15 protein-coding genes are annotated in these 23,955 nt (G+C 56.4%); 9 read left to right on the top strand and 6 right to left on the bottom strand.

What is annotated here, in order from left to right; all coding sequences use genetic code 11:
• Positions 1 to 468: 468 nt before the first annotated feature.
• The 4 genes from Pla100_RS20665 (at position 469) to Pla100_RS20650 (ending at position 8,628) form a co-directional block, all read left to right on the top strand.
• Entirely contained in the window at positions 469 to 2,265 is a 1,797-nt protein-coding gene (locus Pla100_RS20665) for an NPCBM/NEW2 domain-containing protein (protein WP_146579729.1), read from the top strand.
• A 489-nt stretch (positions 2,266 to 2,754) separates the two neighbouring features.
• Positions 2,755 to 6,369, top strand: a complete 3,615-nt coding sequence (locus tag Pla100_RS20660) for a secretin N-terminal domain-containing protein (protein WP_315853489.1) — start codon at positions 2,755 to 2,757, stop codon at positions 6,367 to 6,369.
• A 348-nt stretch (positions 6,370 to 6,717) separates the two neighbouring features.
• Positions 6,718 to 7,560 carry a hypothetical protein gene (locus Pla100_RS20655; protein ID WP_231603293.1) on the top strand — a complete coding sequence of 281 codons (843 nt, stop codon included), beginning with the start codon at positions 6,718 to 6,720 and terminating at the stop codon, positions 7,558 to 7,560.
• Between the two features lie 162 nt (positions 7,561 to 7,722).
• A complete protein-coding gene (locus Pla100_RS20650) occupies positions 7,723 to 8,628 on the top strand; it encodes an HDOD domain-containing protein (protein WP_146579725.1) in 906 nt (301 codons plus the stop codon).
• 249 nt (positions 8,629 to 8,877) lie between these two features.
• Here the strand turns inward: Pla100_RS20650 and Pla100_RS20645 are convergent, their stop codons facing one another.
• Together Pla100_RS20645 and Pla100_RS20640 are read right to left on the bottom strand one after the other, a co-directional pair.
• Positions 8,878 to 10,329, bottom strand: a complete 1,452-nt coding sequence (locus tag Pla100_RS20645) for a DUF1501 domain-containing protein (RefSeq protein WP_146579723.1) — start codon at positions 10,327 to 10,329, stop codon at positions 8,878 to 8,880.
• Entirely contained in the window at positions 10,326 to 13,571 is a 3,246-nt protein-coding gene (locus Pla100_RS20640; protein WP_231603292.1) for a DUF1553 domain-containing protein, read from the bottom strand. Before Pla100_RS20640 ends, Pla100_RS20645 begins: the two co-directional genes overlap by 4 nt.
• Before the next feature lie 190 nt (positions 13,572 to 13,761).
• Between Pla100_RS20640 and Pla100_RS20635 the strand changes: the two genes are divergently transcribed.
• A complete protein-coding gene (locus tag Pla100_RS20635) occupies positions 13,762 to 14,547 on the top strand; it encodes an AraC family transcriptional regulator (RefSeq protein WP_146579719.1) in 786 nt (261 codons plus the stop codon).
• A gap of 137 nt (positions 14,548 to 14,684) precedes the next feature.
• Here Pla100_RS20635 and Pla100_RS20630 read toward each other — a convergent pair whose 3' ends face one another.
• Complete coding sequence (locus Pla100_RS20630; RefSeq protein WP_146579717.1) at positions 14,685 to 15,410, bottom strand: class I SAM-dependent methyltransferase; 726 nt, start codon at positions 15,408 to 15,410, stop codon at positions 14,685 to 14,687.
• A 430-nt stretch (positions 15,411 to 15,840) separates the two neighbouring features.
• On the bottom strand, positions 15,841 to 16,788 hold the full coding sequence (locus tag Pla100_RS20625) for a hypothetical protein (RefSeq protein ID WP_146579716.1): 948 nt from the start codon (positions 16,786 to 16,788) through the stop codon (positions 15,841 to 15,843).
• Positions 16,789 to 16,812: 24 nt separating this feature from the next.
• Here Pla100_RS20625 and Pla100_RS20620 point away from each other — a divergent pair, with 24 nt between their 5' ends.
• On the top strand, positions 16,813 to 17,421 hold the full coding sequence (locus Pla100_RS20620) for a thymidine kinase (RefSeq protein WP_146579713.1): 609 nt from the start codon (positions 16,813 to 16,815) through the stop codon (positions 17,419 to 17,421).
• Here the strand turns inward: Pla100_RS20620 and Pla100_RS32470 are convergent.
• Positions 17,418 to 17,627, bottom strand: a complete 210-nt coding sequence (locus Pla100_RS32470) for a hypothetical protein (RefSeq protein ID WP_390620634.1) — start codon at positions 17,625 to 17,627, stop codon at positions 17,418 to 17,420. The two genes, Pla100_RS20620 and Pla100_RS32470, sit on opposite strands and share 4 nt — an antisense overlap.
• 110 nt (positions 17,628 to 17,737) lie before the next feature.
• On the bottom strand, positions 17,738 to 19,513 hold the full coding sequence (locus Pla100_RS20615; protein WP_146579711.1) for an ABC-F family ATP-binding cassette domain-containing protein: 1,776 nt from the start codon (positions 19,511 to 19,513) through the stop codon (positions 17,738 to 17,740).
• 246 nt (positions 19,514 to 19,759) lie between these two features.
• Here Pla100_RS20615 and Pla100_RS20610 point away from each other — a divergent pair, with 246 nt between their 5' ends.
• The 3 genes from Pla100_RS20610 (at position 19,760) to Pla100_RS20600 (ending at position 23,927) form a co-directional block, all read left to right on the top strand.
• Positions 19,760 to 22,669: a 2-oxoglutarate dehydrogenase E1 component gene (locus tag Pla100_RS20610; protein WP_146579709.1), complete on the top strand. Its 2,910-nt coding sequence runs from the start codon at positions 19,760 to 19,762 to the stop codon at positions 22,667 to 22,669.
• 134 nt (positions 22,670 to 22,803) lie between these two features.
• Complete coding sequence (locus Pla100_RS20605) at positions 22,804 to 23,712, top strand: DUF1559 family PulG-like putative transporter (protein ID WP_231603291.1); 909 nt, start codon at positions 22,804 to 22,806, stop codon at positions 23,710 to 23,712.
• Positions 23,713 to 23,747: 35 nt separating this feature from the next.
• On the top strand, positions 23,748 to 23,927 hold the full coding sequence (locus tag Pla100_RS20600; protein WP_146579707.1) for a hypothetical protein: 180 nt from the start codon (positions 23,748 to 23,750) through the stop codon (positions 23,925 to 23,927).
• Positions 23,928 to 23,955 lie beyond the last annotated feature (28 nt).

The following is a 23,955-nucleotide window of genomic DNA, read 5'->3' as shown; positions in this document are numbered from 1 at the left end:
GCCGACAAACAGTGGACATGGAGTATCAAAAAAACTACCCTAAAGGTAGTGCCGCTAGATGTACGCGCGCATCACGAATTTTCATTCTGGATATGACAGTACTTTTTATACCCCACAAGTCCTCATGTATTGCTCCCCTGCCAGCTCGTCTGGCAGGAAGCCGAGGTTGGCAAGCTAGACACGAGCCGCAATTCCCCCCAACCTTCCGATTTTCACTTGTGCTCGCCGCTTGAAGCGGCGAGCACAAGTGAAAATCGGAAGGTTGGGAGGGCGTATTGTCTAGCTTGAGAACCTTATTCACCCACGAGACGAGCTCGTGGGGGTCAAGAAAAATGTGGGGTACAAAAAGGCTGGAAGACTATGCCGCTTATTGTTCGCCAACCCATCTGTCGTCAATCGAGTTCGTGTATCATGCCGGTTGGTTTCTGCCTTTTTTCACGTTCTTCTCCTATACCGCGATCGCGATTGATGCGCACTTTTGTTTACTTTGTTTGGTTCGCCGGGTGGTTCTTTACCTCTGGCGGTGATGTCTCTAACGCTTCCGAAACCGAAACCTCGCTCGCGACTTCGCGTATCGAAACGGCGATCCAGGCGGACCCGATCGATTCACCCGGCCAAGTCGTGGTCGCCTACTTCACACCGCGAGATCGCAAGCCGGCCGCCGACCACCACGCTCGCATCAATCGAATCGTCGAAGAAACGGGTGGCTTCTATCAACGCGAACTGGCACGCCATGGTTTTCACGGCCGTCGACTGAATGTCTTGCGAACAAATTCCGGCGAAGTCGACATCATTGATGTTGTCGGTCGTGAAAACGATGCAAACTACGGCAAACCCGATGGCCGAAAGATTCGCGACGAAGTGATCGAGGTGTTGCGGCTTCGCGACATCGATGCGAGCCGTTGTGTGTTGTTGCTGTTTTGTAACTTGATGGATTACGAAGCCGAAAAGGGCACGATTTCCCATCACAGCCCGTACTACGGTGGAGGCAATCACTTGAGCGGAACGGCCTGGCAGTGCGATTCGGAGATCCTCGATCCGCTGCGGTTCAACGACATGACGCCGATCCGCGATGGCGAGTACGGCAACATCACCATCGGACGTCACAACTCGATCTTCATCGGTGGTGTCATTCATGAACTCGGACATGCGTTGTCATTGCCACATTGCCGACAGCGTGCCGACGAATCGGTCCGAGGCACGGCGCTGATGGGTTCGGGCAATCGAACCTATCGCCAAGAACTTCGCGGCGAGGGACGCGGGACGTTCTTGACGCTCGCCCATGCGTTTCGCTTGGCCGCTCACCCGGCGATGCTTTCACGGGTTCCCGCCAGCATTCACCAGGACGCCGCGGCGGACTGGAAGCGATTGAAAATCACCAATCCGGAATCACACGTCTTGCGGATCGAAGGCTCGGTCGAGTCGACGGTACCAGTTCACGCCGTAATCGCTTACTTCGATCCAGCCGGCGGTAGTGATTACGACTCAACGACCGCCACGGCGATCCCTCAAACCGACGGGCATTTTGAATTGAGCAGTGAACCATTGCCGACCGGGGACGCCGAATTGCGATTGGTGGCGTGCCATGTCAACGGAACCACCTCGATTCGAAAGTTTCATTACCGCGTTAACTCAAAAGGCGACATCTTGTTGGACGCGGTTCGCTTGGAATTGGAACTGGGCTCGATGATCGATCTGATCCGTCAATCCAAGTTCGAGGCGGCGTCAGAAACATTGGCTCGAGTTTCACGCGACGACGCCTCATTGCGGGCAATCGGCCAGCGAGTTCTCGATCGATTTGGGATCCGGGCGGAACCGCTTTCGAAGGATTTCAATAAGGTCGACGAGAACGTCAAGTCGCTAGCCCTGTCGTCGCTGCGTCCTCAATCGGCAAGAGTCGGTTGGCTCCGGCCGACGTACAACGCCGTTCCCGAACGGCAAAGCTTGCTCAGCATTGATGGAGATTATTACGCCGATGGAATCTACGCGCACGCACCGGCGGAGCATGTTTATCGTCTCGATGGTCGGTGGAAACGTTTGCGAGGAAGGGCCGGGATCCAAGCGGGGCATGATGGAAAAGTCGATTTCAGGATCCTTGGAGACGGCCGATTGTTATGGGATTCAAAAGGCGTCACGGAAGAAACGTCGGTCGCATTGGATGTCGACCTGTCGAGCATCGATATCTTGGAACTACACGTCGACGACGGCGGCAACGGCACCGCTGCCGATTGGGGCGTCTGGATCGAACCGACCTTAACTCGGTAGCTCGGATCGTGAAAATCCGTTCCCCTCGTTCCCAGGCTCCCGCCTGGGAACGCACTGTCTTGGAGGCTCCCGCCTCCCGATCCCCTAGTATTCCTCTGCAGTTCAATTTTCGGGTAGTGGATCTTGTTAAAGATCCTTTCAGCATGGGATCTTTAACAAGATCCACTACGGTCTACCCGAAAAACAAGGTGAGCTGGAATACTAGTTCCCCACCGACTCGGCAGGCGGGAGCCTGCGGTGCATTGGGTGCCCAGGCGAGAGCCTGGGATCCAGATTTGCGGCTTGGACGTTCGCCGATCACTGAAACGTCGACTGAAAGTCGACGCCACGAACTGGTAACTGAGTAAACCGCTCAAGTCGTCGTGCGGATTGTGACGATGGAATCGATTGTGCGACGATGGCTGCCATTGTTGCTCGATCGGGCGGAGGGGCTCCACCCAAATTGCTGAAACCCTTGCCTTGCGGGTGATTTTCGTGGAACTGGTTCATTTGTCGAAACGTGTCACATCTGTTCAGACTTGTTCTTTGGTTGTTTGGGTCAGCCTACTGGCCGCAAACTTCGCAACCACTGGTCTGGCCGACGGATCCAAACGGCCTGAACTGCGTCAAATAGCCGTTCCGGTTGAATGGGTCGAATCAGTCGCGACGCGTTTGAATCTGCAATATCAAAACGAAGTCGGCGTCAGCATCGCGGCCGACGATCGGGGAGGTGGCGCGATCCTCGTCATGGCACCTCCGGACCTGCATTCGCAAATCGCACGCGAAGCAGCCGTTCTGACGCAGCGGATGGCCAATACGGCCGACCAGATGGAAGCCACCACCGCGACGGTCCACTTGATCAACATCACGTGGCGGGAAGCCGAATCGGCACTCAAGACGATCGCCGGCGGCAACGTGCCCTTCACGATCAGCCGCAACGGAGAGGTCTCGTCGCTGCAGATTCGTCTGAGCGGATCGGCCACGCCGCCCGCCCAGTTCGAAGTCGATCGTCGCACCAATCAAATCAAAATCACCGCCGACGGTGGTACCCAGGCATCGTGGCAGGAAGTCCTGCGGGCGATCGACCGGCCGGTGCGATTCATCGGTGAACAGACCTACATCCATAAACTCGTTCACGCCGATGTGGCTCCGGTGCAACGTGCGGTGCGCCTGCTGCGACGTTTGGAACCGGCCGAATCACCCACCCGACGAAACGATCGGCCGGCCGCGAACCGAAGTGCGGGCGTGTTCCGTACCGCCGCATTCCAAAACGAAGCCGCCGGTGACGCAACGCCATCGGCGGACGTGGAAGCCGCCGATACGGACGATTCCGACGATGGCGGCGTGATCGGTGACACCGACATACAAATCGTTCCAGACTCCGGATTGATCATCATCAAAGGTGCTAAGAAAGACGTCGAACGCATCAAGAAAGTCATCGCCGAGATCGAAGAGCAAGCCAAGATCACTCAACCCGATGTCGAAATCCGGCAACTCGAATACGCCGACTCCAACGCGGTCGCGACGTTGCTGTCACAGCTTTACGAAGACGTCTTGTCGGCTCGCCAAGGCGAAGTCAGCATCACGTCGCTTGATGCACCCAACGCGTTGTTGTTGATCGGTCGGGCCGAAGCGATCAAAGCGGTCATGGAACTGGTCGACAAGATCGACCAACCCGTTCCCGAATCGGATCGTCTACGAGTGTTTCGTCTCAAGCACGCGTCGGCCACCGACGCCGAGACGGTCATCCGTGAATTCTTCACCAGCCAACCCGGCGGTGACGAGGATCCTCGTCCCGGTTTGGGCACCCGGGTGCGGATCTCGGCCGACTACCGTACTAACTCGTTGATCATCGGCGCGTCGCCACGGGACATGACCGAAGTGACGCGTTTGATCGAAGAACTCGACGTGCAAAAGATCGAATCATCCAGCCAGATCAAAGTCTTCCCGTTGCGAAACGCTCGCGCTGAAGATCTAGCGCCGATCATGCAGGAAGCCATCACCGGCCAAGCCGAAGACCAACCCGACGACACGACCACGCCGTCGGCCACGTTATCGATCGTCAATTTGGGACCGGGTGGCAGCCCGATCCTCAACAGCGGCGTGTTGGCGGGTGCGTTGGTGACGGCGGACAACAACGCCAACGCGCTCATCGTGCGTGCTCCGGCCGAAGGCATGCCGTTGATCGCCGAGCTGATTCGCCAGCTCGATCAATCGCCGGGCATCGATTCGCTCGTCAAGGTGTTCACGGTCGAGAACGGCGACGCGACACAACTAACGACAGCTCTGCAAAACCTGTTCGGTGACGAAGCGGGCACGTCCGGAACGAGCATCGGCGCAGGCAACCAAGCCGGGCTGCCACCGTTGTCGGCCGCGCCGAGTGCGCTTGTGCCGCTGCGGTTCTCGACCGACATTCGTACCAACAGCATCATCGCCAGCGGTTCGGCCGAAGACCTCGAAGTCGTCGAAAGCATCTTGATGCGACTCGACAGCACCGGCTTCGCCGAACGGATCACGGAGGTGATTTGGCTGAAACATCAGATCGCTACCAACATTGCAACGGCGGTTCAAGATTATGTGAGCCAACGTCAACAGTTTCAAAACATCATTCCGCAATTCCAACAAGGTCTAGGACCTTTGGACTTACCCGATCGCGACATCATCGTCGTCCCAGAAGCTCAAACGAACAGTTTGTTGATCAGCGTCTCGCCGCGACTTTATGAAGAGGTACGTCGGTTGATCGATCGCTTGGACCGACGTCCTCCGATGGTGTTGATCAAGACCCTGATCGCTGAGATTTCGCTTGAGGATGGGTTTGAAATCGGTGGCGAGTTTGGGCTGCAGGATTCCGTGCTGTTCGACCGTGGTATCGCGGTAGCGCCAACGACGGTACCGAACACCCCCGGAAGCACCGCTGATGCAGTCACGATAGTGCCATCCGTTCCGGGCTTCAATTTCAACGGGCTCAACACACCCAACAACAACTCGGTTGGTCGAGAAGACGTTGGCTCGCGTGGTGTTACCAGTTTTGGAGCTGCCGCCAGCCAGATTAGCCAACTTGGTTCAGGCGGGTTTGTCTTTTCCGCCGCGAGCGAATCAGTGAACTTGTTTCTACGAACTTTGCAAACGGCTAACCGACTGCAAATCCTCAGCCGTCCTGAAATCATGACTGCGGATAATACTCAGGGCTTCGTTCAAGTCGGTCAAAACTTCCCGCGCCCGACCAATATTCAGGTCACGCAGAATGGACAGACGTTGATCGGAATCGAAGACGTCGATATCGGGATCATCCTTCAAGTTACTCCGCGTGTTGGTGCGGACGGGTTGATTTTAATGGCGATCGATGCCAGTCGCTCGGCGGTGAATTTTACGACCGGACAAAACATCGGCTTCGACAATAACAACAACCCCATTTTTGTACCAGCGATCGATACCACCACGGCGCAAGCCACCGTGACTGCCTTTGACGGACAAACAGTCGTATTCGGTGGTTTGATTACCAAACGCCGCAGCAATTTCTCCCGTCGGGTCCCTTACCTTGCTGACATTCCATTGCTCGGAACGTTCTTCAAGTACGAAGGCGAAACGGAAACACGCACGGAACTACTGGTCATCATGACCCCGGTGCTCGTCACCGGACATGAGGATTTGGAATACGTCAAGCAGATCGAATCGAGTCGAATGAGTTGGTGTTTGGCCGACGTGGTCGAGGCTCACGGTGACGTGGGACTCTCGGGCGGTTATGGATTGTGGGGACCGGCGATCGGACCGACGATTTACCCCGACGTACACCCGACCGTCGACGTGTTCCCGGCGGCCGACTTGCCCAAGAGCGCCGCTTACCGGCACGCTCCGATCATGGAAACGTATCCGGCAGGTGCCGCCCCGATGGGCATCGAGTTGAGTCCGGGTGAATCGATCATTCAACATTCCGAGATGCTCGACTCCAACCCGATCCCCAGTCCACAACCGATGAACTCACCGCCTGCGGGTGTGATCAACGAAGTACCTTACGGTGTGCCGGAGACGTTGCCGCCACCGGTGGTCGACACGTTGCCGACGCCGCAAGCGTCGACGAAGAAATGGTCGCAATTCAATGCTCGCCTGAGTTCGTTTAAAAAGTGATTCACGATGGACAACACGAGACAATTCAGTTGTGCGACTGTTGCTATTCCCCAGGCTCTCGAGACTGGCGGTAAGAATGCTTGGGTGGACAAGGTAATTCCAAGTGCCGTTCTTATTTTGCACGCCGCTGAGTCACCTCCCCCAAGGAACTTGGGGGAGGTCGAACAGAGCCGTTTAGGCGAATGTGAGGGAGGGGGTGCGGGCGCTGGTGAATCGTGTGACATTGGTTTGCCCTGCGGAAGCCCCCTCCCGGATCTTGCTCCGCTCGATCTGACCTCCCCCAGCTTCGCCGGGGGAGGTGACTTGAACCTTGCGTATCGTTATTTGGATCCTACGGCGGTAAAAACTATGCGAGCTTTGCTCCTTCTCCTGACGTTCGCTTTAAGCGGTTGCACGACATTCCAAAAAGACCAATCCGACGCGAGTCAACCCAAGAAGACGTTGATGCAGCGGATGCCGTGGGCAAAGGACGATCCTAACGCGATGCCCGAGCCGTACCCCAACCCGGTCAAACTCGCGACGGTGTGGTCGCCCGAAACGCTGACGCAAGCCGGACGGGTTCCGACGCGTGGGTTTGGTGCCCGCGTGTTTTTCTATGACGAGAAAACACGTGCCGTTCCGGTCGATGGCACGTTGATCGTTCATGGTTTCAACGAGTCGGGCGGTTCGGATAAACCCGATGTGAAACGATACGAGTTCACGCCTGAACAGTTCACCAAGCACTTCAGTCGATCGGATCTCGGGGCATCGTACAGCGTGTGGATTCCATGGGACGCGGTCGGCGGCGATCAACAACGGATCTCGTTGGTCGCGTCGTTCAAAACGGCCGAAGGCAAAACGTTGCAGGGGTCACCGACGACCGTGTTGTTGCCCGGTGCGAAACAAGATCGTGACCTTGCCTTGGCTCAGCGATTTTCGCCGGAATATCGGGCTTGGCAATCGGCCTCCTCGGGCAAGTCGTCACCGACAACCGGTTTGACGACCACCACGATCCAGCGTCCCGCCGCCACGATGCCGGCGATTCCGACGGCGCCGGTCGCACCGGTTTCGCCGTCGACCTGGAACGTCGCCGATTCCAGTTCCAATCTCAATTCAGTCGATGTGGTCATGCGACGCAACAACGAGATTCCGGTTCGCGGCAAAGAGGGCACCAACGCGATCCCAGCGAGCGCTCGGACCGGCATCCGATAAGGAACATTCGTCACGATCGGCAGATCCTGCCATCGGATCGGATTTGATGTCGTCGGGTGTGCGTGCTTTTCCTCACATCGCCTTATTGCCGTACTAGGTTTCCCACAGAAGCACTTCGGAGTCCGTCTCCACCCCCAAAACATTCGTTTAAGTTGAACCTCCATGAGCACCGTCGCTGAACCAACCAATCTGGAAGATGTCTTTCACGTCGAAGTGTTGCCCGCATTGCCCCACAGTGCGATCAGTTTGCTTCAATTGTCTCAACGAGAAGACGTCGGACCGAATGAATTTGCCCGACCGATTGAAGCCGATCCGGGATTGATGGGGCAAGTATTGCGTTTCGTCAACTCGTCGTATTTCGGTTTCAGCCGTGAGATCATGAGCGTCTCGCAGGCGATCAATTTAGTCGGCTCGCGGGCGATCACGAATTTCGCATTGTGGAACGCCGTGTTCAGCGTGATCCCGAACCCGACGTTTGGTCCGTTTGATCTGAAGTCGTTGTGGCAGGACTCACTTCGCCGTGCCATTTTTGCGAGAATCGCTGGGAAGCATCTCAAACTAGCCAATGCTGAAGACTTGTTCGCCGGAGCTTTGCTGCAAGACATGGCGATCCCGTTGTTGCTCAAAGAGTTGCCGGAGAAATACGAGAGGTTGATTGAGCAACGTGCCATCGATGGTCGACGACTCAGCGGACTCGAACAAGAGATGTTCGGATGGGATCATGCCGACGCGGCAGCACTGCTGGCCAAGCGTTGGAACCTTCCCGAAGAGTTCGTCTCGTTGATCGCTCAGCACACTCAAATGGAAGAACTACTCGGCAAAGGCGACATGTTCCGTGGAGCCGGCTGCGTCGCATTGGCCTCGCTATTGCCTTCTTGCTCGGACGCCGCGTGGCGAGAACGAGACGAGTTCTTGGCCTCGTTTAAGCAGTTGGTCAGTCCGTCGGCCGACGTGATGAATCAATTGTTGGCCGCCGTAGACCAGCAAACCACCGAATTCGCCCCATTAATGAAACTCCCCGTTCCAGCCAAAAGCCTGGTCCAATTCATAGGCGAAGAAACCGCGTAGCCGACTCGGTCTCCCGTAGTTCCCGTAGGCTGGGTCGAAGCCGCTTCGGCGCAGACCCGGCAAGCCCCCGTAAACTTAAACTTAAACTTAAACTTAAACTTAAACTTAAACTTAAACTTAAACTTAAACTTAAACGTATACTTAAACCCGGCCGAGACCGAAGGTCCTCAAGAGTTTAAGTTGACGTTTAAGTTTAAGTTTTTTTGTGGTGGCTAAACACATCAACAGGTTGGTTGAGGATTCTTATCTTTAAGCCACCAATTCCTTGACTAGTTGCCCGTGGACATCGGTCAAACGGAAATCGCGTCCTTGATAACGGTAAGTTAACCGTTCATGGTCGATCCCCATCAGATGCAGGATCGTCGCGTGCAGGTCGTGGATGTGAACGCCGCCTTCGGTGATGTTGTAACTGAAGTCGTCGGTTTGACCGTGATGGTGTCCGGGTTTACTGCCTCCTCCGGCCATCCATAGCGTGAAGCATCGTGGATGGTGGTCACGTCCGAAGTTGCCGTTTTCGATCTTGCCTTGGCTGTAGCTTGTGCGTCCGAACTCGCCGCCCCAAATGACGAGCGTGTCGTCGAGCATTCCGCGATTCTTCAGATCCGTGATCAATCCGGCGGTGGCTTGGTCGGTCATTTGACATTGACGACGCAGTCCGCCGGGTAATCCGCCGTGGTGGTCCCATCCGGGTTGATAGAGCTGAATGAACCGCACGCCACGTTCGGCCAATCGCCGGGCGCGTAAACAGTTCGCCGAGTAGGAACCGGGCGTGTTGACTTCGTCGCCGTACAGAGCGAGCGTTTCGGGCGTTTCGCCGGAGATATCGGTCACGTCGGGAATCGACGATTGCATCCGATAGGCCATCTCGTACTGGGCGATGCGGTTTTCGATCGCCGGATCGCCGGTCGCTTCCAATTGCAATTGATGCAATTCTTGAATCCGGTCGAGCGATTTGCGACGTGACGAGCGCGACACACCGGGCGGGTTGTTGAGATACAAAACGGCGTCTTTGTCTCGCCGCAGCTCGACGCCGTCATACCTGCCCGGCAAGAATCCGCTGCCCCACAAATGCGCCCCCAAGGGTTGGCCGCCGCGTTCGTTGGACACCATCACGACGAACGCGGGCAAATCTTCGTTCTCGCTGCCGAGCCCGTACCACGCCCAAGAACCCATGCTGGGCCGACCGGGAAACTGCGAACCGGTTTGCAAAAACGTGACGCCGGGGCCGTGGTTGATCGCCTCGGTGTACATCGACTTGATTACGCAAAGTTCGTCGGCGATTTTCGCGGTGTGCGGCAACAATTCGCTCATCCACAATCCACTGTCGCCTTGCTGTTGAAACTGAAAAGGCGACCCGACCAAGGGGAGACTCGATTGGTTCGCGCTCATCCCCGTCAAGCGTTGCCCTTGACGCACCGAATCGGGTAATTCCTGGCCGTTGAGTTCGTTGAGCAGCGGTTTGTAATCGTACAAATCCATTTGCGACGGCGCACCGGATTGCAACAAAAAAATGATTCGTTTGGCTTTGGGCGTCGAGTGCGGACGGGCAATGACGCCGGGCGAGAGAGCCTGAGCCGATTCTTGAGCTAACAATTGCGAAAGGGCGATCGAACCGATCCCGTAGCCGAACCGCGACAGCAGTTCGCGACGAGAGGAGATCGTCGGATCGAATCCGGTACATGGGGATGTCGAGCGGTTCATTGGTGCCTCAAGCATTCATCGAGGTTCATAATCGATTGGATCAACACGGTAGCCGCGGCGAGTCGCGGCGGTGAGATTTCGGCGGGAACGGGAGCTTGCCCGACTTTCAAGAATTCGCTGGTCGCATCGCCATCGGCTTGGAACTCGCCGACTTGCTCGTCGTAGAGGTTTAGCAAAATGCGATGCTCTTCTTCTCTGGGCCGTCGACTGGTTAATCGCAAGAACGCTTCGTCGACGATCCGGTCCTTGTCTTCGCCGAATCGTTCGATCAAGTTGACAGCCATCATTCGCGACGTTTCGATGAACTGCGGGCTGTTGAGCAAAACGAGGGCTTGCAGCGGCGTGTTCGTGATTTCACGCTTGAGCCGACAAACCTCGCGGGTCGATGCGTTGAGCGTGGTCATGATCGGCGCGGGTGAGGTTCGTTTCCAAAACGTATACAGGCTGCGACGATAAAGTTTATCGCCTTGGTCGACCGGCAAAGGATTGTAGGCCAACGCGACGTCGTAGGGTTTGACGGGCCGACCGCCGACTTGATCGACCAACAATCCGCTCGTCATCAATGCATTGTCTCGAATCATCTCCGCCGTCAAACGTCGATCGGTACCGCGTGAGTAGAACCGATTCTCCGGGTCGCGGTTTCGAGCCGGTGCGTCCACGATGGTGCTTTGAGCATAGGTCGCCGACAGCGCCATCTGACGCAACAACCGACGCACGTCCCAGCCCGACGCGACAAAGTCTCGGGCCAACCAATCGAGCAACTCCGGATGGGTCGGCACTTCGCTTTGGTTGCCGAAGTCCTCCGGCGTCCGAACCAACCCGTTGCCGAACATCATTTGCCAGTAACGATTGACGCTGACGCGAGCGGTCAACGGATGGTTCGATTGAATCAACCATCGCGCCAAGCCCAATCGGTTTCGAGGGAGTTCATCGGGCATCGGCGGCAAGAACGCGGGCGTTTGGGGTCCGACCGGTTCGCCTCGCTGATCGTAAACACCACGTTGGAGCACAAAGGTTTGTCGGGGCGTCGGTGTTTCTCGCATGACCATGATCGATGTCATGGAATCGAGCACCCCGTTGAGCCGGACGCGAGCGGCTTTGCGCCGGGCCCGTAATTGTGCCGACTCGGGATCGACGGCGAGGACGAAATATTCGAACAGACGCTGCTCGTCCTCGCTACGAATCGCGAGATCGACGTGGCGGCGACTTTCAGTCGCCGTTTCAGGACTTGGCGACTGAAAGTCGCCACCACTTACGGTTCCCGCGATGCCAAATTGTTCGGCGGGCTTCGAAAGCAATACCGTCAAAGCGACACCGTCGTGCAGATGAGCCACTTCGACTGCCGAGAGTTGGCGATCGTAAAGACGAAACTCATCGACGCGTCCTCCGGCGAAACCGCGGTCGCGATAACGCGAGCCGATGGCCAGATCTTTGTAACCCGCGTTCCAATTCGAAATGCTTCGCGTCAAATGGTCTTTGTCGATCCTCGTTTTGGCGAGTTCGCCGTTGAGAAACAACCGCAACCCGGCTGCGGTGCTCGAGCCGTCGTAGGTCAGCGTGATGTGCGTCCATGTTTTCGTCGGGATCGTTTGGTCGGTCTCGATCGCGATCGCATCGCCAGGCCAAAAGTGACACATGCGAGCCATCAGGACGCCGTTGTCTTGGGTGATTTCATAACCGACGCTTCCCGCATCGCCCCATCCCCTCGAACGACGAACCAGAACGCTGCGTTGATCCGCCGAAGCAGACCAAGCCCAAAACGAGATCGAGAACGCGTCGTGCCGTTCGTAGTGACCAAGACCGGGTAGGAAAACCGCGTCGTCACCCGACAATTCGACCGCTTGGCCGAATCGTCCTTCGGCGATCCGATTGGCATCACTCGTGATCGCCGGTTCGCCGGCCAGGTTGGACAACGACCGCATCATTTCGGGTTTTTGTTTCGCGCCGCTGTCGTCGTGGATTTCTTTCGCGGTGACCGGGTCGAGTGAGTCGAGCGGCAAGTGCGCGAGCAAGCCTGCGATGGGTTCGTCCTTCTCAGGTTGGATCGACGCACCTTGCGCCAACCACTGATTGAACCGCTCGACACATGCCCCGGCTCGATCGGCCGAGCATTCCTCATCGACCAGTCGCAGGGCTTCGCGGGCCTCGTCCCAATCGGATTGTTGTTTCGCCGTCGGCAAGGGCATCGCGGGTGTCGGAACCGCCGAGGTGAAGAACGAGATCAATCCGTATTCGTCGACGTTGTCAAAGAACGCACTGAGGCCGTAGTAATCCTTTTGAGTCAGTGGATCGAACTTGTGATCGTGGCAACGACAACATTCCATCGTCAAACCCATGAACGCGGCACCGACCGTATGGACCCGGTCGGCGACGTTTTCGACACGGAACTCTTCGACATCCACACCACCTTCTTTCTTGTGTGAATGCAACCGATTGAATGTCGTGGCGAGTCGTTGCTGCGTCGTGGCGTTGGGAAGCAAATCGCCGGCGAGTTGCCAAAGAATGAATTGATCGTAAGGCATGTTTTGACGGAACGCATCGATCACCCAATCTCGATAGGGCCACACATATCGTTCGTCGTCGCGTTGGTAACCGTAGGTGTCCGAATATCTCGCTACATCGAGCCATTCGCTCGTCAATCGTTCGGCGCAGGCATTGGTATCGAGCAATCGATCGACCACTTTCTGTCTCGCCAACGGCGATTCGTCCTCAAGGTAAGATCGGATCTCGTCGGCCGTGGGTGGCAATCCTGTCAGATCGAACGTGACCCGTCGCAACCATTTTTCTTTCGTCGTCGCGTCGTTGGGCGACAACCCGGCGACCGCTAACCGCGCGGCGATGAACCGGTCGATGGGACCTTCGGCCCAACCTTGTCCGGCATCGGGTACGGGGACTTCTTGAGGCAGCGGCTCGAACGCCCAGTGTGATTCGAACTTCGCGCCGCTGGCGATCCATTCGTCCAAGATCGCTTTGTCGGCCTCGGAAAGTTTCTTCAGGTCATCCGCCGGCGGCATCGGATCGTCGGCGTCGTGGATGCGTGCATGCAGAACGCTGGCGTCCAAATCACCGGGAACGACGCCCGCGTATCCGCCCAAATCCGTCGTCGCGTTTTCAAAACTGTCCAAACGGAAGTCGGAGTCTTGATTGGAACTATCGGGGCCGTGACATTTAAAACAACGGTCGGACAAAATCGGACGAACGTCGCGATTGAAATCGATGTCGGCGAAGACCGGACCGGACATCGACATGCAAACAAGAAAGGTGAAGGGAAGGCGGGGGAGCATGGGGGGGCAGAAAAACAGGAAAACAGGAAAACAGGAAAACAGGAAAACAGGAGGACAGGAGGACAGGAGGACAGGAGGGTTATTTATGCTATTTGGGATGACGGGCGACGTCTTGTAGGCGTCGATTGTTTTTTGGTATGTTTTGACGATGTCGCTTCTTTCGCCTTTTGAGCACTTGCCGGTTTCGCAGCACCCTTTTGCCGCTGAATTCTTTGAGAAGCATCCCTCGGCGGCTTCGGTCATGGAGTTGTTTTGGTATTTACCGGCGGCCCACTTCTATGCCAAAGACCGCGATCACCGCTACATCGGAGCCAATCCGCCCGTGTTGCGGGACGTTTTTGACCTCGTCAGGATCGAAGACTTGCTCGGTCGAACCGATTCGGACTTTCAACCGCCGGCACTCGCGGCCGCGTATCACGCCGAAGACCTTCGCGTGATGGAATCCGGGCGGACGATTCCGAATCAAGTGTGGTTGGTGCCCCATGTCCGCGGCACGCCATGCTGGTACAAATCGACCAAGACACCGCTCCGCGATGCGGATGGCGAGGTGATCGGATTGGCCGGTGTGATGTACCCGATCGCGACGCCCGAGGAACAGGAGCAGAGCTTTCGGGAACTCACCCCGGTGATCACATTCATCGATGCGAACTACACCTCGAGTGTTTCGATGGAACAGATGGCTGAGATGGCGAATCTATCGCGAACGCATTTCAATCAACGATTCCGCCAACTGCTGCGAATGTCGCCGTCGCGGTACCTATTGTCGCGACGGGTCGAACACGCACGACGATTGCTGTCGCATACCGAGGCAACGATGGCTCAGATCGCGATGGCGGTTGGGTTTTACGATCAAAGTCACTTCACCAAGAAGTTTCGTTCGGTGACCGGTATGACTCCGACGCAGTACCGACAACGATTTGCCCAAGATCCCTAGTGGTCTGTTACAGCCAAAAATTAGGGTTGGCTGTAGTGGATCTTGTTAAAGATCCGACCGCTACAGGATCTTTAACAAGATCCACTACCTTAACTTTTAGCTGTCCCAGACCACTAGCCCTTTGTCACGTTTCAAACTTAGGGTAGCGAAACTCGCGTACTTTGGGCTTGTAGGCATTGACCTTGATAGATGGTCGTCGTGATCATCGAACGGTCGCCATCAAGTTTCGCGATCGGATGCATGTTCAAGTTTTCAAAGATCGCCTGCACGTCGACCAGAGTACGGTTGCGAAGGCCGGTGGTGACGCGAAAAAACAAATGCATGGCGTGCAAGAGCAGTTTGGCTCGGAAACGTCGCCAACCCCGATCGGGCAAGACGAAATCGACGTGATACCAAACGCCGCCAACCGTCAGACCCGCAACCCAAACGCGCATGGCCTTTCGCAGTTCGGCTTCATTAAAACAGTCCAGGAAAAACGGCGTGACGATCACGTCGAATGAATCGGCCGGTGGTTGATACTCTAACGCGTCGGTTTGAATGAATTCGATCGATACGTTCGTTCCGTGCCCGGCGAGCCGCTCGCGTTGTCGATCGAGCATCTTGGAGCTTTGGTCCAAACTGACAATGGTTCGCGATGCGGATGAGGGCTGCGATTGCGTCACGGAATGGACGATCGCGTGCAATAGCCGGCCGTCGCCATCCCCGAGGACCAACATGCGATCCCATTGCGGGAGTTGATCGAGCAGTGCCGTGCGGGCTTGTTGCAAGCGATCACCAAAAACACATCGTTCGATCGGTTGATAAAACGAGGCGAGGCGATCGTAACCTCTGACGTTAAAACTATGTTCGTTCTGTCGTTTCACTGATGAGGTTCTAGTGCTTTGTCAAGATTCAACTTTAGGGTTGGCAACATTAGCCGTTTGGGCGCTAGCCCCGGTTCTTGCGACGAAACCGTGGCTAGCGGGCTGTTGATTTAGTCCTCATCGAAACCCGAAGCGTGAGTTTTGAAGTTGCGCTTTTGCCTGTGGCATTGGTTTATCGTAACCCGAAGCGTAAGCGAGGGATGAGTCAATATCAATTATCCCTCGCTTACGCAGCGGGTTACGAAAAAATCGCAACTTCAAAAAGCGTGAGCGAGGGATACATACAAAGGATTTAATGGTGATGAATCCCTGGCTCACGCTTCGGGTTACGATTAAATCAACACGCCGCTAGCGCCAAAACGGCTAATCCTAAAATTAAAGTTGGACAAAGCACTAGTCTTGATTTTGGACTTCTTTGATAGGGACAACGCTATGATAAACTGTTCTGCAGATCGCGGATCACTTCAATCATCGCGATTAGCGATGGCGGAATCCATAGCATCCAGTCGGCGTAGAGGCCCCGTCGCTCCCAACGCGTGAGTGTCTCGTACCCGGTATTTTCGTCGGCGAGGAAACTTGCGATTATCGTCATCCCGAACAGTCCGATCAGGCCGCTGAGCCAAAACGCGGCCGATCCTGGAACGAAGACTCCGAGGGCCGGGATCAGGACGAGGCCGACGGTGCTCAGCCATCGCGTCATCGACGACTTACCGCCGATGTCGTTTTGCGAAAACGACTGGGCCTCATCCAAGCCCGCTTCCCAGCGAGAAACGAGCAGACAGTTGAGGCTGAACAAAACCGCCGCTGCGACGGTGGCCAGGAACAATGCTCCGATTGCGTCTGGATCGCTGACTGAAACGTGCGTCCAAGCCGACAGACTGACTCCGAATGCGAAGAGCACGCCGACCCGGATTTCTTTCGGAACGAACCGCCGCCGTCCCCGTTCGGCATCGCCGTTTCGCGGCACAAAATGGACACCCGCGCCGTACATCAAGACCGCCGTTGCGAGGATCAATCCCGCTCGAATGAGTGCCGGCGAAAGACCGACGACCACCACCGTGACGGCGACGATCAATACCAACACCCAAACAATCGCAAACGTCCTCGCATGGCGGTGATGGAAACGATGCCTTAACGTGTGTGGTCGGGTCAGGTCCAATCGCGAGGCGTCGAGCAGTCGATCGGCCACGTAGATTAACCAAACCGTCGAACCGAGTGCCCACGCTTGGGCGAAGGTTGGGGAGCGATCCAAGAACGTTCGCGTGAACAACGCTTGCCAAACCACCGCGACCAAGACCGCGTCGATCGACATCAGGCTCGACCATGCGATCCAAGGGATCGGTTCGCGTGGGTCCGCGCCGGTTCGGTTTCTATCCATTACCTGTTTACTGATTACTTGCTCGTGGCCAAGTTCTACTTTTACTATTCCGCGATGAACGCGGGCAAATCCACCATCCTGCTGCAATCCAGTTACAACTACCGGGAGCGGGGGATGAACACGTTGATATTGTCACCGGAACTCGATACACGATTCGGCGTCGGCAAGGTGGCGTCGCGAATCGGGATCGAATCGGAATCGGTGCCCTTCAATCAATCGGACAATTTGTTGATGACGTTCGACGACCATCACGGCCGCTCATCGATCCATTGTGTGCTGGTCGACGAGGCTCAGTTTTTAACCCGAGGCCAGGTTCGTCAACTCAGTGACATCTGTGACAAGCGAAACATCCCCGTGCTCGCGTACGGATTGCGGACTGATTTCCAGGGGAATCTCTTCGAGGGCAGTGAAGCGCTCTTGGCGTGGGCGGACAGTTTGGTGGAGATCAAAACGATTTGTCATTGTGGCCGCAAGGCAACGATGGTGTTGCGAATCGACGCGAAAGGCAAAACGATCAAGGACGGCAGCCAAGTGCAAATCGGCGGCAACGACCGTTATGTATCAGTATGCCGCTTGCATTTCAAAGAAGGCATGGCAAAACGCCAAGACGATGAATTACCGCTCTTGGACTAAAGTAGGCTGGGTGAAGGAGGCTTTGCGACGAACACCCGGCGATTCTTGATTGTCGATTGTCGATTGTCGATTGTCGATTGTCGATTGGTAGTTGGTAATTGGTAATTGGTAATTGGTAATTGGTAATTGGTAATTGGTAATTGGTAATTGGTAATTGGTAATTGGTAATTGGTAATTGGCTGACAGTCGCTAGCTCGCGAGCAAATCTCCTAAACCTAAACTTAAACCCCGCTCATTGCCGGGTCTCCGCTATCGCTGCGACCCAGCCTACGCATTGCCGGGTCTCCGCTATCGCTGCGACCCAGCCTACTTGAGGCTAGAAATCGCTTAGTTCTAGCCAGCGTTCTTCGGCTTCGGCGAGTTCAACTTCGATCGCTTTGACTTGGTCGTGCAAGCGAATGGCTTCGCCGGGGTTCGTTTCGGTCAACAGCTTTTCATTGAGCTCACGTTTCTCCTCATCAAGTTTGGCGATCTTTCGCTCGAGCGTCTTGAGTTCTTTGCCGGTCTTGCGTTGGTCTTTGTGTTCCTGGCGATCGTTGGCGGGGGCATCGGCGGTCGGTTTGCCGGCCGGTTTCCCCGCGGCCGCGTTGCGGATCCGTTCGCCTTCGTCGACTTCCTTTTCCACTGCTTCGCAATACGTGTCGTAACTGCCGAAATAGTTTCGCACGCGTCCGTCGCGGACTTCGATCACGTTGGTCGCCACGCGGGCCATGAAGTGTCGGTCGTGGCTGGTGAAGATGACGGTTCCTTTGTAAAGCCGCAGCGCTTCGGCGAGGGCCTCGACCGTTTCGACGTCCAAGTGGTTGCCCGGTTCGTCGAGGACGAGCACGTTGGCGGTACCCAGCAGCAGGCTAGCCATGCAGACGCGGGCCCGCTCACCACCGCTGAGGACCTTGACTTTCTTTTGAATCGCTTCGTCGCGGAAGAGAAGCGCCCCGGCCATCGCCAAGATGTCTTGGCGAGTCGTTGCGGGATCGGACGCCAATTCCAGATGTTCCAAGATCGTTTGGCGTTCGTCGAGGCTCGAATAAACGTGCTGGGCGTAGGTGCCGATTTCGATCCCGTGGCCCCATTTGAGTCTTCCCTCGAGCGGCTCGAGCGAATGGACCAACGTGCGGAGCATCGTCGTTTTGCCTTGACCGTTGTCGCCGACGATGGCGGCGCGTTGCCCGTGTTCGATTTCCAGGTTGATGTCTTCGGCGACGACGTGACCGGGGTAACCGATCGCCAGTTCTTCGCAGCGGACGGCGGTGCCCTGGCGAGGCTGGACCCGCGGGGCGCGGATGTTGACGGTCGGTTCGTCGACTTCGAGTTCGACGGTTTGCAGCTTCTCGAGCTGTTTGGCTTTGCTGCGCGCTTGGCTGGCCGTGGACGCGTTGGCTCGATTCTTGTCGATGAACTGTTTGAGCTGTTTTTGTTTGGCGATCACGGTGGCGTTGACTCGTCGATCATGCTCGCGGCGTTCTTCGCGAAATTCCAAAAAATCGTGAATCTTGCCGGGGAACATCGTCAGTTTGCCTTTGGCCAACTCCAACGTCTGGCTGCATGTGGCTTTCAAAAACGCCCGGTCGTGACTGACGATCAAAGCCGCCTTGCCGAAATCTCGCAGGAAGTGTTCGAGCAGGATCTGTGTCCGCAAGTCCAAGAAGTTTGTCGGTTCGTCGAGCATCAGCAGGTTCGGATCGTGCAATAGCAAGGCGGCCAGTTTGACCCGCGTTTGCCAACCGCCGGACAAGGCTTTGACCGGACCTTCGAGGTAATTGCCCTTCAGTTCGAATTGGCCGGCGACTTGACCGCATCGCCAATCGGGCGCGCCGCTGTCTCGCATCAAGAAATCGAGCGCCGATTCGCCTTCCTTGAACGGGTCGTGCTGCCGCAAGTAACCGATACGAAGGGTCGGGTGATGAATGACCTCGCCTTTTTCGACTTCTTCTTCACCTAGCAAGACTCGCAGAAGGGTCGATTTGCCCGCGCCGTTGCGGCCGACAAAGCCGACTTTGACGTCATCGACCAAGCTAACGTCGGCTCCGTCGAGCAGGATTTGGTCACCGAAGCGTTTGTGTGCGTCACGAAGCTGAATCAAAACAGCCATGATTCGAAAAGATCTGGGGAAAGAATGGAGGAATGGAAACTGCAACGAATGCCAAAGCGTAACGAGAAAGACGAAAAAGTTCACCCAGTCTTATCTACCCACCTAGGCTCCGTTTCCGTACAGTAAGCATGCGGACTTTCTAGGACGATGAGGCGGAGCATTTTCGCCTAAAGATGGCCGTCTCCCCCCGTCGCCCCTCCCTGCACTTTTGCGGCCCAAGCTTGCCGTTTGGCCACTGCCACGCTCATGAATAGTTATTCGTTGGACTACATCGACGACCTTTACGTGCAATACGTGCGTGATCCGTCGAGCGTTTCGGAAACCTGGCGTCAGTATTTCGAACAATTCTTGGTCGGCGCAGGCGCGCCGATCCAAACCACCGCCGCACCCGGTAGCGGGACCGCCGGAATCACCGCAGGTTCCTCCCGAACCCGTTCGGCCGGTCCGGTCGGGGGAGGTGGCGGGATGCCAAACGGTCCCGTTTCATCGCAATCGGCGGGCTCTTCCAAAGGATCACCGACCAATGGAGCCGCTGCTCGACCGACACCATCGGGATCGACCGGCGATCAAAACGTCGACCAAGCCCTTTGGTTGGCCCGGATCCAAGACCGTATCGACCAATTAGTTCGCGAATACCGGGTCCGCGGCCACCTCGTCGCTAAATTGGACCCGTTGGGTCTGTTCGAAAACGGGTGCCCCGAACTGTCGCCGCAAAGCCACGGGCTGAGCGACCAGGACCTCGCCCGCCCGTTCGACAGCAGCATTCTCGAAAACGTCTCGGGCAGCACGCTCGACGTGATCCTCAAGAAACTGCAGCAGACTTACTGCCGCAGCATCGGGGCTCAATTCATGCACATCGACAATCGCAACATCCGCGATTGGTTGCAACGACGCATGGAAACGACCGAAAACCGCCTCGACCTGTCCTACGAACGACAACGTCGAATCTACACACGATTGGCCGACGCGAGCATTTTTGAGGAGTTCGTTCGTCGCAAATTCGTTGGTGCGAAAACGTTTTCGCTTGAAGGTGCCGAAAGCTTGATCCCGCTGTTGGATTTGGCCCTCGAAAAGGCTGGCCAACACAAGGTTCAGGAAGTCGTGATGGGGATGGCCCACCGCGGTCGGCTCAACGTGATGGCCAACATCCTCAAGAAACGAGCGATGAATATCTTCTGGTCGTTCGACGATCCGACGCCGGAACTCAGTCGCGGCGGCGGCGACGTTCGCTATCACCTCGGTTACAGCAGCGATTGGAAAACCGCTTCGGGTGACAAATTGCACATCTCGTTGTGCTTCAACCCGAGCCACCTGGAGTTCGTCAACACGGTCGCCCAAGGACGCTGTCGTTGCAAACAAGACAACCGGGGCGATGCGGCGCGCAAAGAAGTCATGACAATCCTGATCCACGGTGACGCCGCGTTCGCCGGCGAAGGCATCGTGCAGGAAACGCTGAACCTCAGCGAATTGCCGGGCTACCGAACCGGCGGGACGTTGCACGTCGTGATCAACAACCAAGTCGGTTTCACCACCGAACCGCAGGACGGACGCAGCACGACGTACGCGACCGACGTGGCCAAAATGTTGCAAATCCCGATTTTCCACGTCAACGGCGAAGACCCCGAAGCGGTCGCTCAGGTGGTTTCGTTGGCGATGGACTTCCGAAAGGAATTTAATCGCGACGTCGTCATCGATTTGTATGCCTATCGTCGTTGGGGACACAACGAAGGCGATGAGCCTCGGTTCACCCAGCCTAAAATGTATGCCGAGATCGATCGGCGGCCCGGCGTGCGGCAACAATACCTCAACCGACTGCTCGAATTGGGCAAGATTACCGAGGCGGAAGCCGAACAAATCAGCTTGGAACGGACCGAAAAACTCGAATCGGAATTCGAAGCCAGCAAGAACGAAAGGTTCGTTCCGGATACGCAAACATTGGCGGCGAACTGGAGTGATTACTTCGGCGGCCCCGAACCGAGCGAACCGACCAACACGACCGTCGAAGTCAAAACGCTCAGCCGATTGCTCGATTCGTTGACCCGATTGCCTGAGGGATTCTCGCAGCACAAGAAACTGAAACGTCCGATGGCTCAGCGCCGCGAAATGGCCGAAGGCAAACGGCCGCTCGATTGGGCGGCGGCGGAGGCAGCGGCGTTCGCTTCACTGCTCGACGAAGGACACCCGGTGCGACTGACCGGACAAGACGTCCAGCGGGGCACGTTCAGCCACCGGCACGCGGTCTTGCACGACGTAAAGAACGGCGCACTTTACACGCCGCTGCAGAACGTCGGCGAAGGCCAAGCCCGATTGGAACTCTACAACAGCCCACTGAGCGAAGCCGGCGTGCTGGGTTTCGAATACGGCTATTCGCTCGATTGCCCCAACGGCTTGTGCATGTGGGAAGCCCAATTCGGGGACTTCTGGAACGTGGCCCAAGTGATCGTGGACCAGTTCATCGCTAGCGCCGAAGACAAATGGGATCGTTTGTCGGGATTGACGATGTTGTTGCCACACGGTTTCGAAGGCCAAGGCCCCGAACACTGCAGCGCCCGCGTCGAACGTTTCTTGGCGATGGCGGCCGAAGACAACATCCAAATCTGCCAACCGACCACGCCGGCGCAGTTCTTTCATTTGTTACGCCGTCAAGTGATCCGCAAATGGCGTAAGCCGCTCATCGCACTGACGCCCAAGAGTTTGCTGCGTCATCCCGAGGTCACCAGTCCGTTGGAGATTGTCGCCGGTGGAAGTTTTCAGAAGATCCTTCCGGACCGAAAAGTACCGCTCGAGAATGCCAAACGAGTGTTGTTGTGTACCGGCAAGATCTACTATGACTTGCTGCAACAACGTCGTGAACTGGAGATCGAAAACGTGCCGATCCTCCGCGTCGAGCAGTTGTATCCGCTGGCGCTCGAAGAACTCATGGGCGCTCTCGATGGTCTCGCCGACCGCACCGAGATCCGCTGGGTCCAAGACGAGCCGGCGAACATGGGTGCATGGCCGTACATGAAATTGAAGTTCGGTGATCAACTCGCCGAACGTTTCAAGTTCAGCAAAGCCACGCGAGCCGAATCGGCCAGCCCGAGTACCGGTAGTATGGCGGCCCACAAACTCGAGCAAGCCGAGCTTCTGGCAGCCGCTTTCGAAGGGCTTTCATAACACGGGATCTCGTAACACGACGCTTTGCAGCTCGACACGGAATGCCGGGCTAGTGCTTTTCGTCAAACGGGTTACTTGATCAAAAATAAGGGTCGCGGCGACGAAACTTACCAAGAGTTTCGGCCGGGACCATCTTGATTGGTGCCAAGCTATTGCAATTGACCTTCAACGCCAGCGATGACACCACCGTGTCACCCAATGTGCAATACGCTGCGATGGGTCCGGTTCCTTATAACCTCAACTACATTCCTTGGCGAACGCAAATCCCCACGCTGTTGTGCCCCTCGGATTTGGCTCCCTCGGCGGTGATCCCAAACGCGGTAACCAACTATGGGGTCAGTCTGGGAGATTCGTTCTGGAACTGTAATAACACGCGTAACGCACCGGCTGCAGGAGAGCCAGTCTCGACCGGAACTCCAGCCAACATTGGACAGCACCGCGGCTTCTTCAAAGATTTGCATACCACCGCGTTTCGTGATGTACTCGATGGATTGAGCAACACGGTTGCGATGGGTGAACTCGTGCGCAGTGCCGGACAACGCGAACTGGTCGGTGATGTGCTGGTTCGAAACCAAACCAACAATACGGTGCGAGACGATCCTAAAGTCGAATGCTGGGACTTTGGTGCCGACCCACAACGCCCCCGATTCTACCGTCCATCGCCTGCTGTTGAGCTCGCCGTTGAGACTTCGGCTTCTGGCAATCGTTGGCGAGGTAGCACTTGGGCCCAGGGCGAGCCGATGATGTCCGCAGTGACGATCACGTTCCCTCCCAACGGACCTAACTTCGTTCGCGGCAACGGCGATGCGAACGGTCCCGGAGGAATCTTCGCCGTCGCCAGCCGTCATCAAGGCGGCGCGCATGTGCTGATGGGAGATGGCGCGGTCCGCTTTGTTACTGATAGCATTGATTCCGGCAATCTCAGCTCACGTCCCGTCGGCGTCAACGGTGGGCCACCGGCGTGTGCCGAGAGTCCTTACGGTTTGTGGGGTGCGCTGGGCAGCAATGCCGCGAAAGAACCTCGTTCGATCGACGAAATATAAGTTATTTCTTTCCTTGATTAATGGAAACGCCCCCTGTGAATCGTAATCATAAGTTTTGGTTCGTCGGCTTGATCGGATGCGCGTTGTTGTTGGGCTGCAGTGATGCGGGTTCTAATAGCGTCCAACCGGCCCCGACGATTAGCCCAGCCGAATATGAGCAAATGGAAGCCGATAGTGCCGCCTCCCGAGCGGCGGCCATCCGCGATAGCCAGTAAAACCAAGGCGAATAGTAAAACCAAGGCG

This window comes from Neorhodopirellula pilleata, assembly GCF_007859915.1.
Lineage (GTDB): Bacteria > Planctomycetota > Planctomycetia > Pirellulales > Pirellulaceae > Rhodopirellula > Rhodopirellula pilleata.
This window is presented reverse-complemented; position numbering and strand designations above follow the sequence as displayed.

What these genes read in the sequence shown, in the direction of transcription:
- Pla100_RS20665 (WP_146579729.1), top strand. Translation starts at nt 469, where the DNA reads ATGCGCACTTTTGTTTACTTTGTTTGGTTCGCCGGGTGGTTCTTTACC.
- Pla100_RS20655 (WP_231603293.1), top strand. Translation starts at nt 6,718, where the DNA reads ATGCGAGCTTTGCTCCTTCTCCTGACGTTCGCTTTAAGCGGTTGCACG.
- Pla100_RS20650 (WP_146579725.1), top strand. Translation starts at nt 7,723, where the DNA reads ATGAGCACCGTCGCTGAACCAACCAATCTGGAAGATGTCTTTCACGTC.
- Pla100_RS20645 (WP_146579723.1), bottom strand. Translation starts at nt 10,329, where the DNA reads ATGAACCGCTCGACATCCCCATGTACCGGATTCGATCCGACGATCTCC.
- Pla100_RS20640 (WP_231603292.1), bottom strand. Translation starts at nt 13,571, where the DNA reads ATGTCCGGTCCGGTCTTCGCCGACATCGATTTCAATCGCGACGTTCGT.
- Pla100_RS20635 (WP_146579719.1), top strand. Translation starts at nt 13,762, where the DNA reads ATGTCGCTTCTTTCGCCTTTTGAGCACTTGCCGGTTTCGCAGCACCCT.
- Pla100_RS20625 (WP_146579716.1), bottom strand. Translation starts at nt 16,788, where the DNA reads ATGGATAGAAACCGAACCGGCGCGGACCCACGCGAACCGATCCCTTGG.
- Pla100_RS20615 (WP_146579711.1), bottom strand. Translation starts at nt 19,513, where the DNA reads ATGGCTGTTTTGATTCAGCTTCGTGACGCACACAAACGCTTCGGTGAC.
- Pla100_RS20610 (WP_146579709.1), top strand. Translation starts at nt 19,760, where the DNA reads ATGAATAGTTATTCGTTGGACTACATCGACGACCTTTACGTGCAATAC.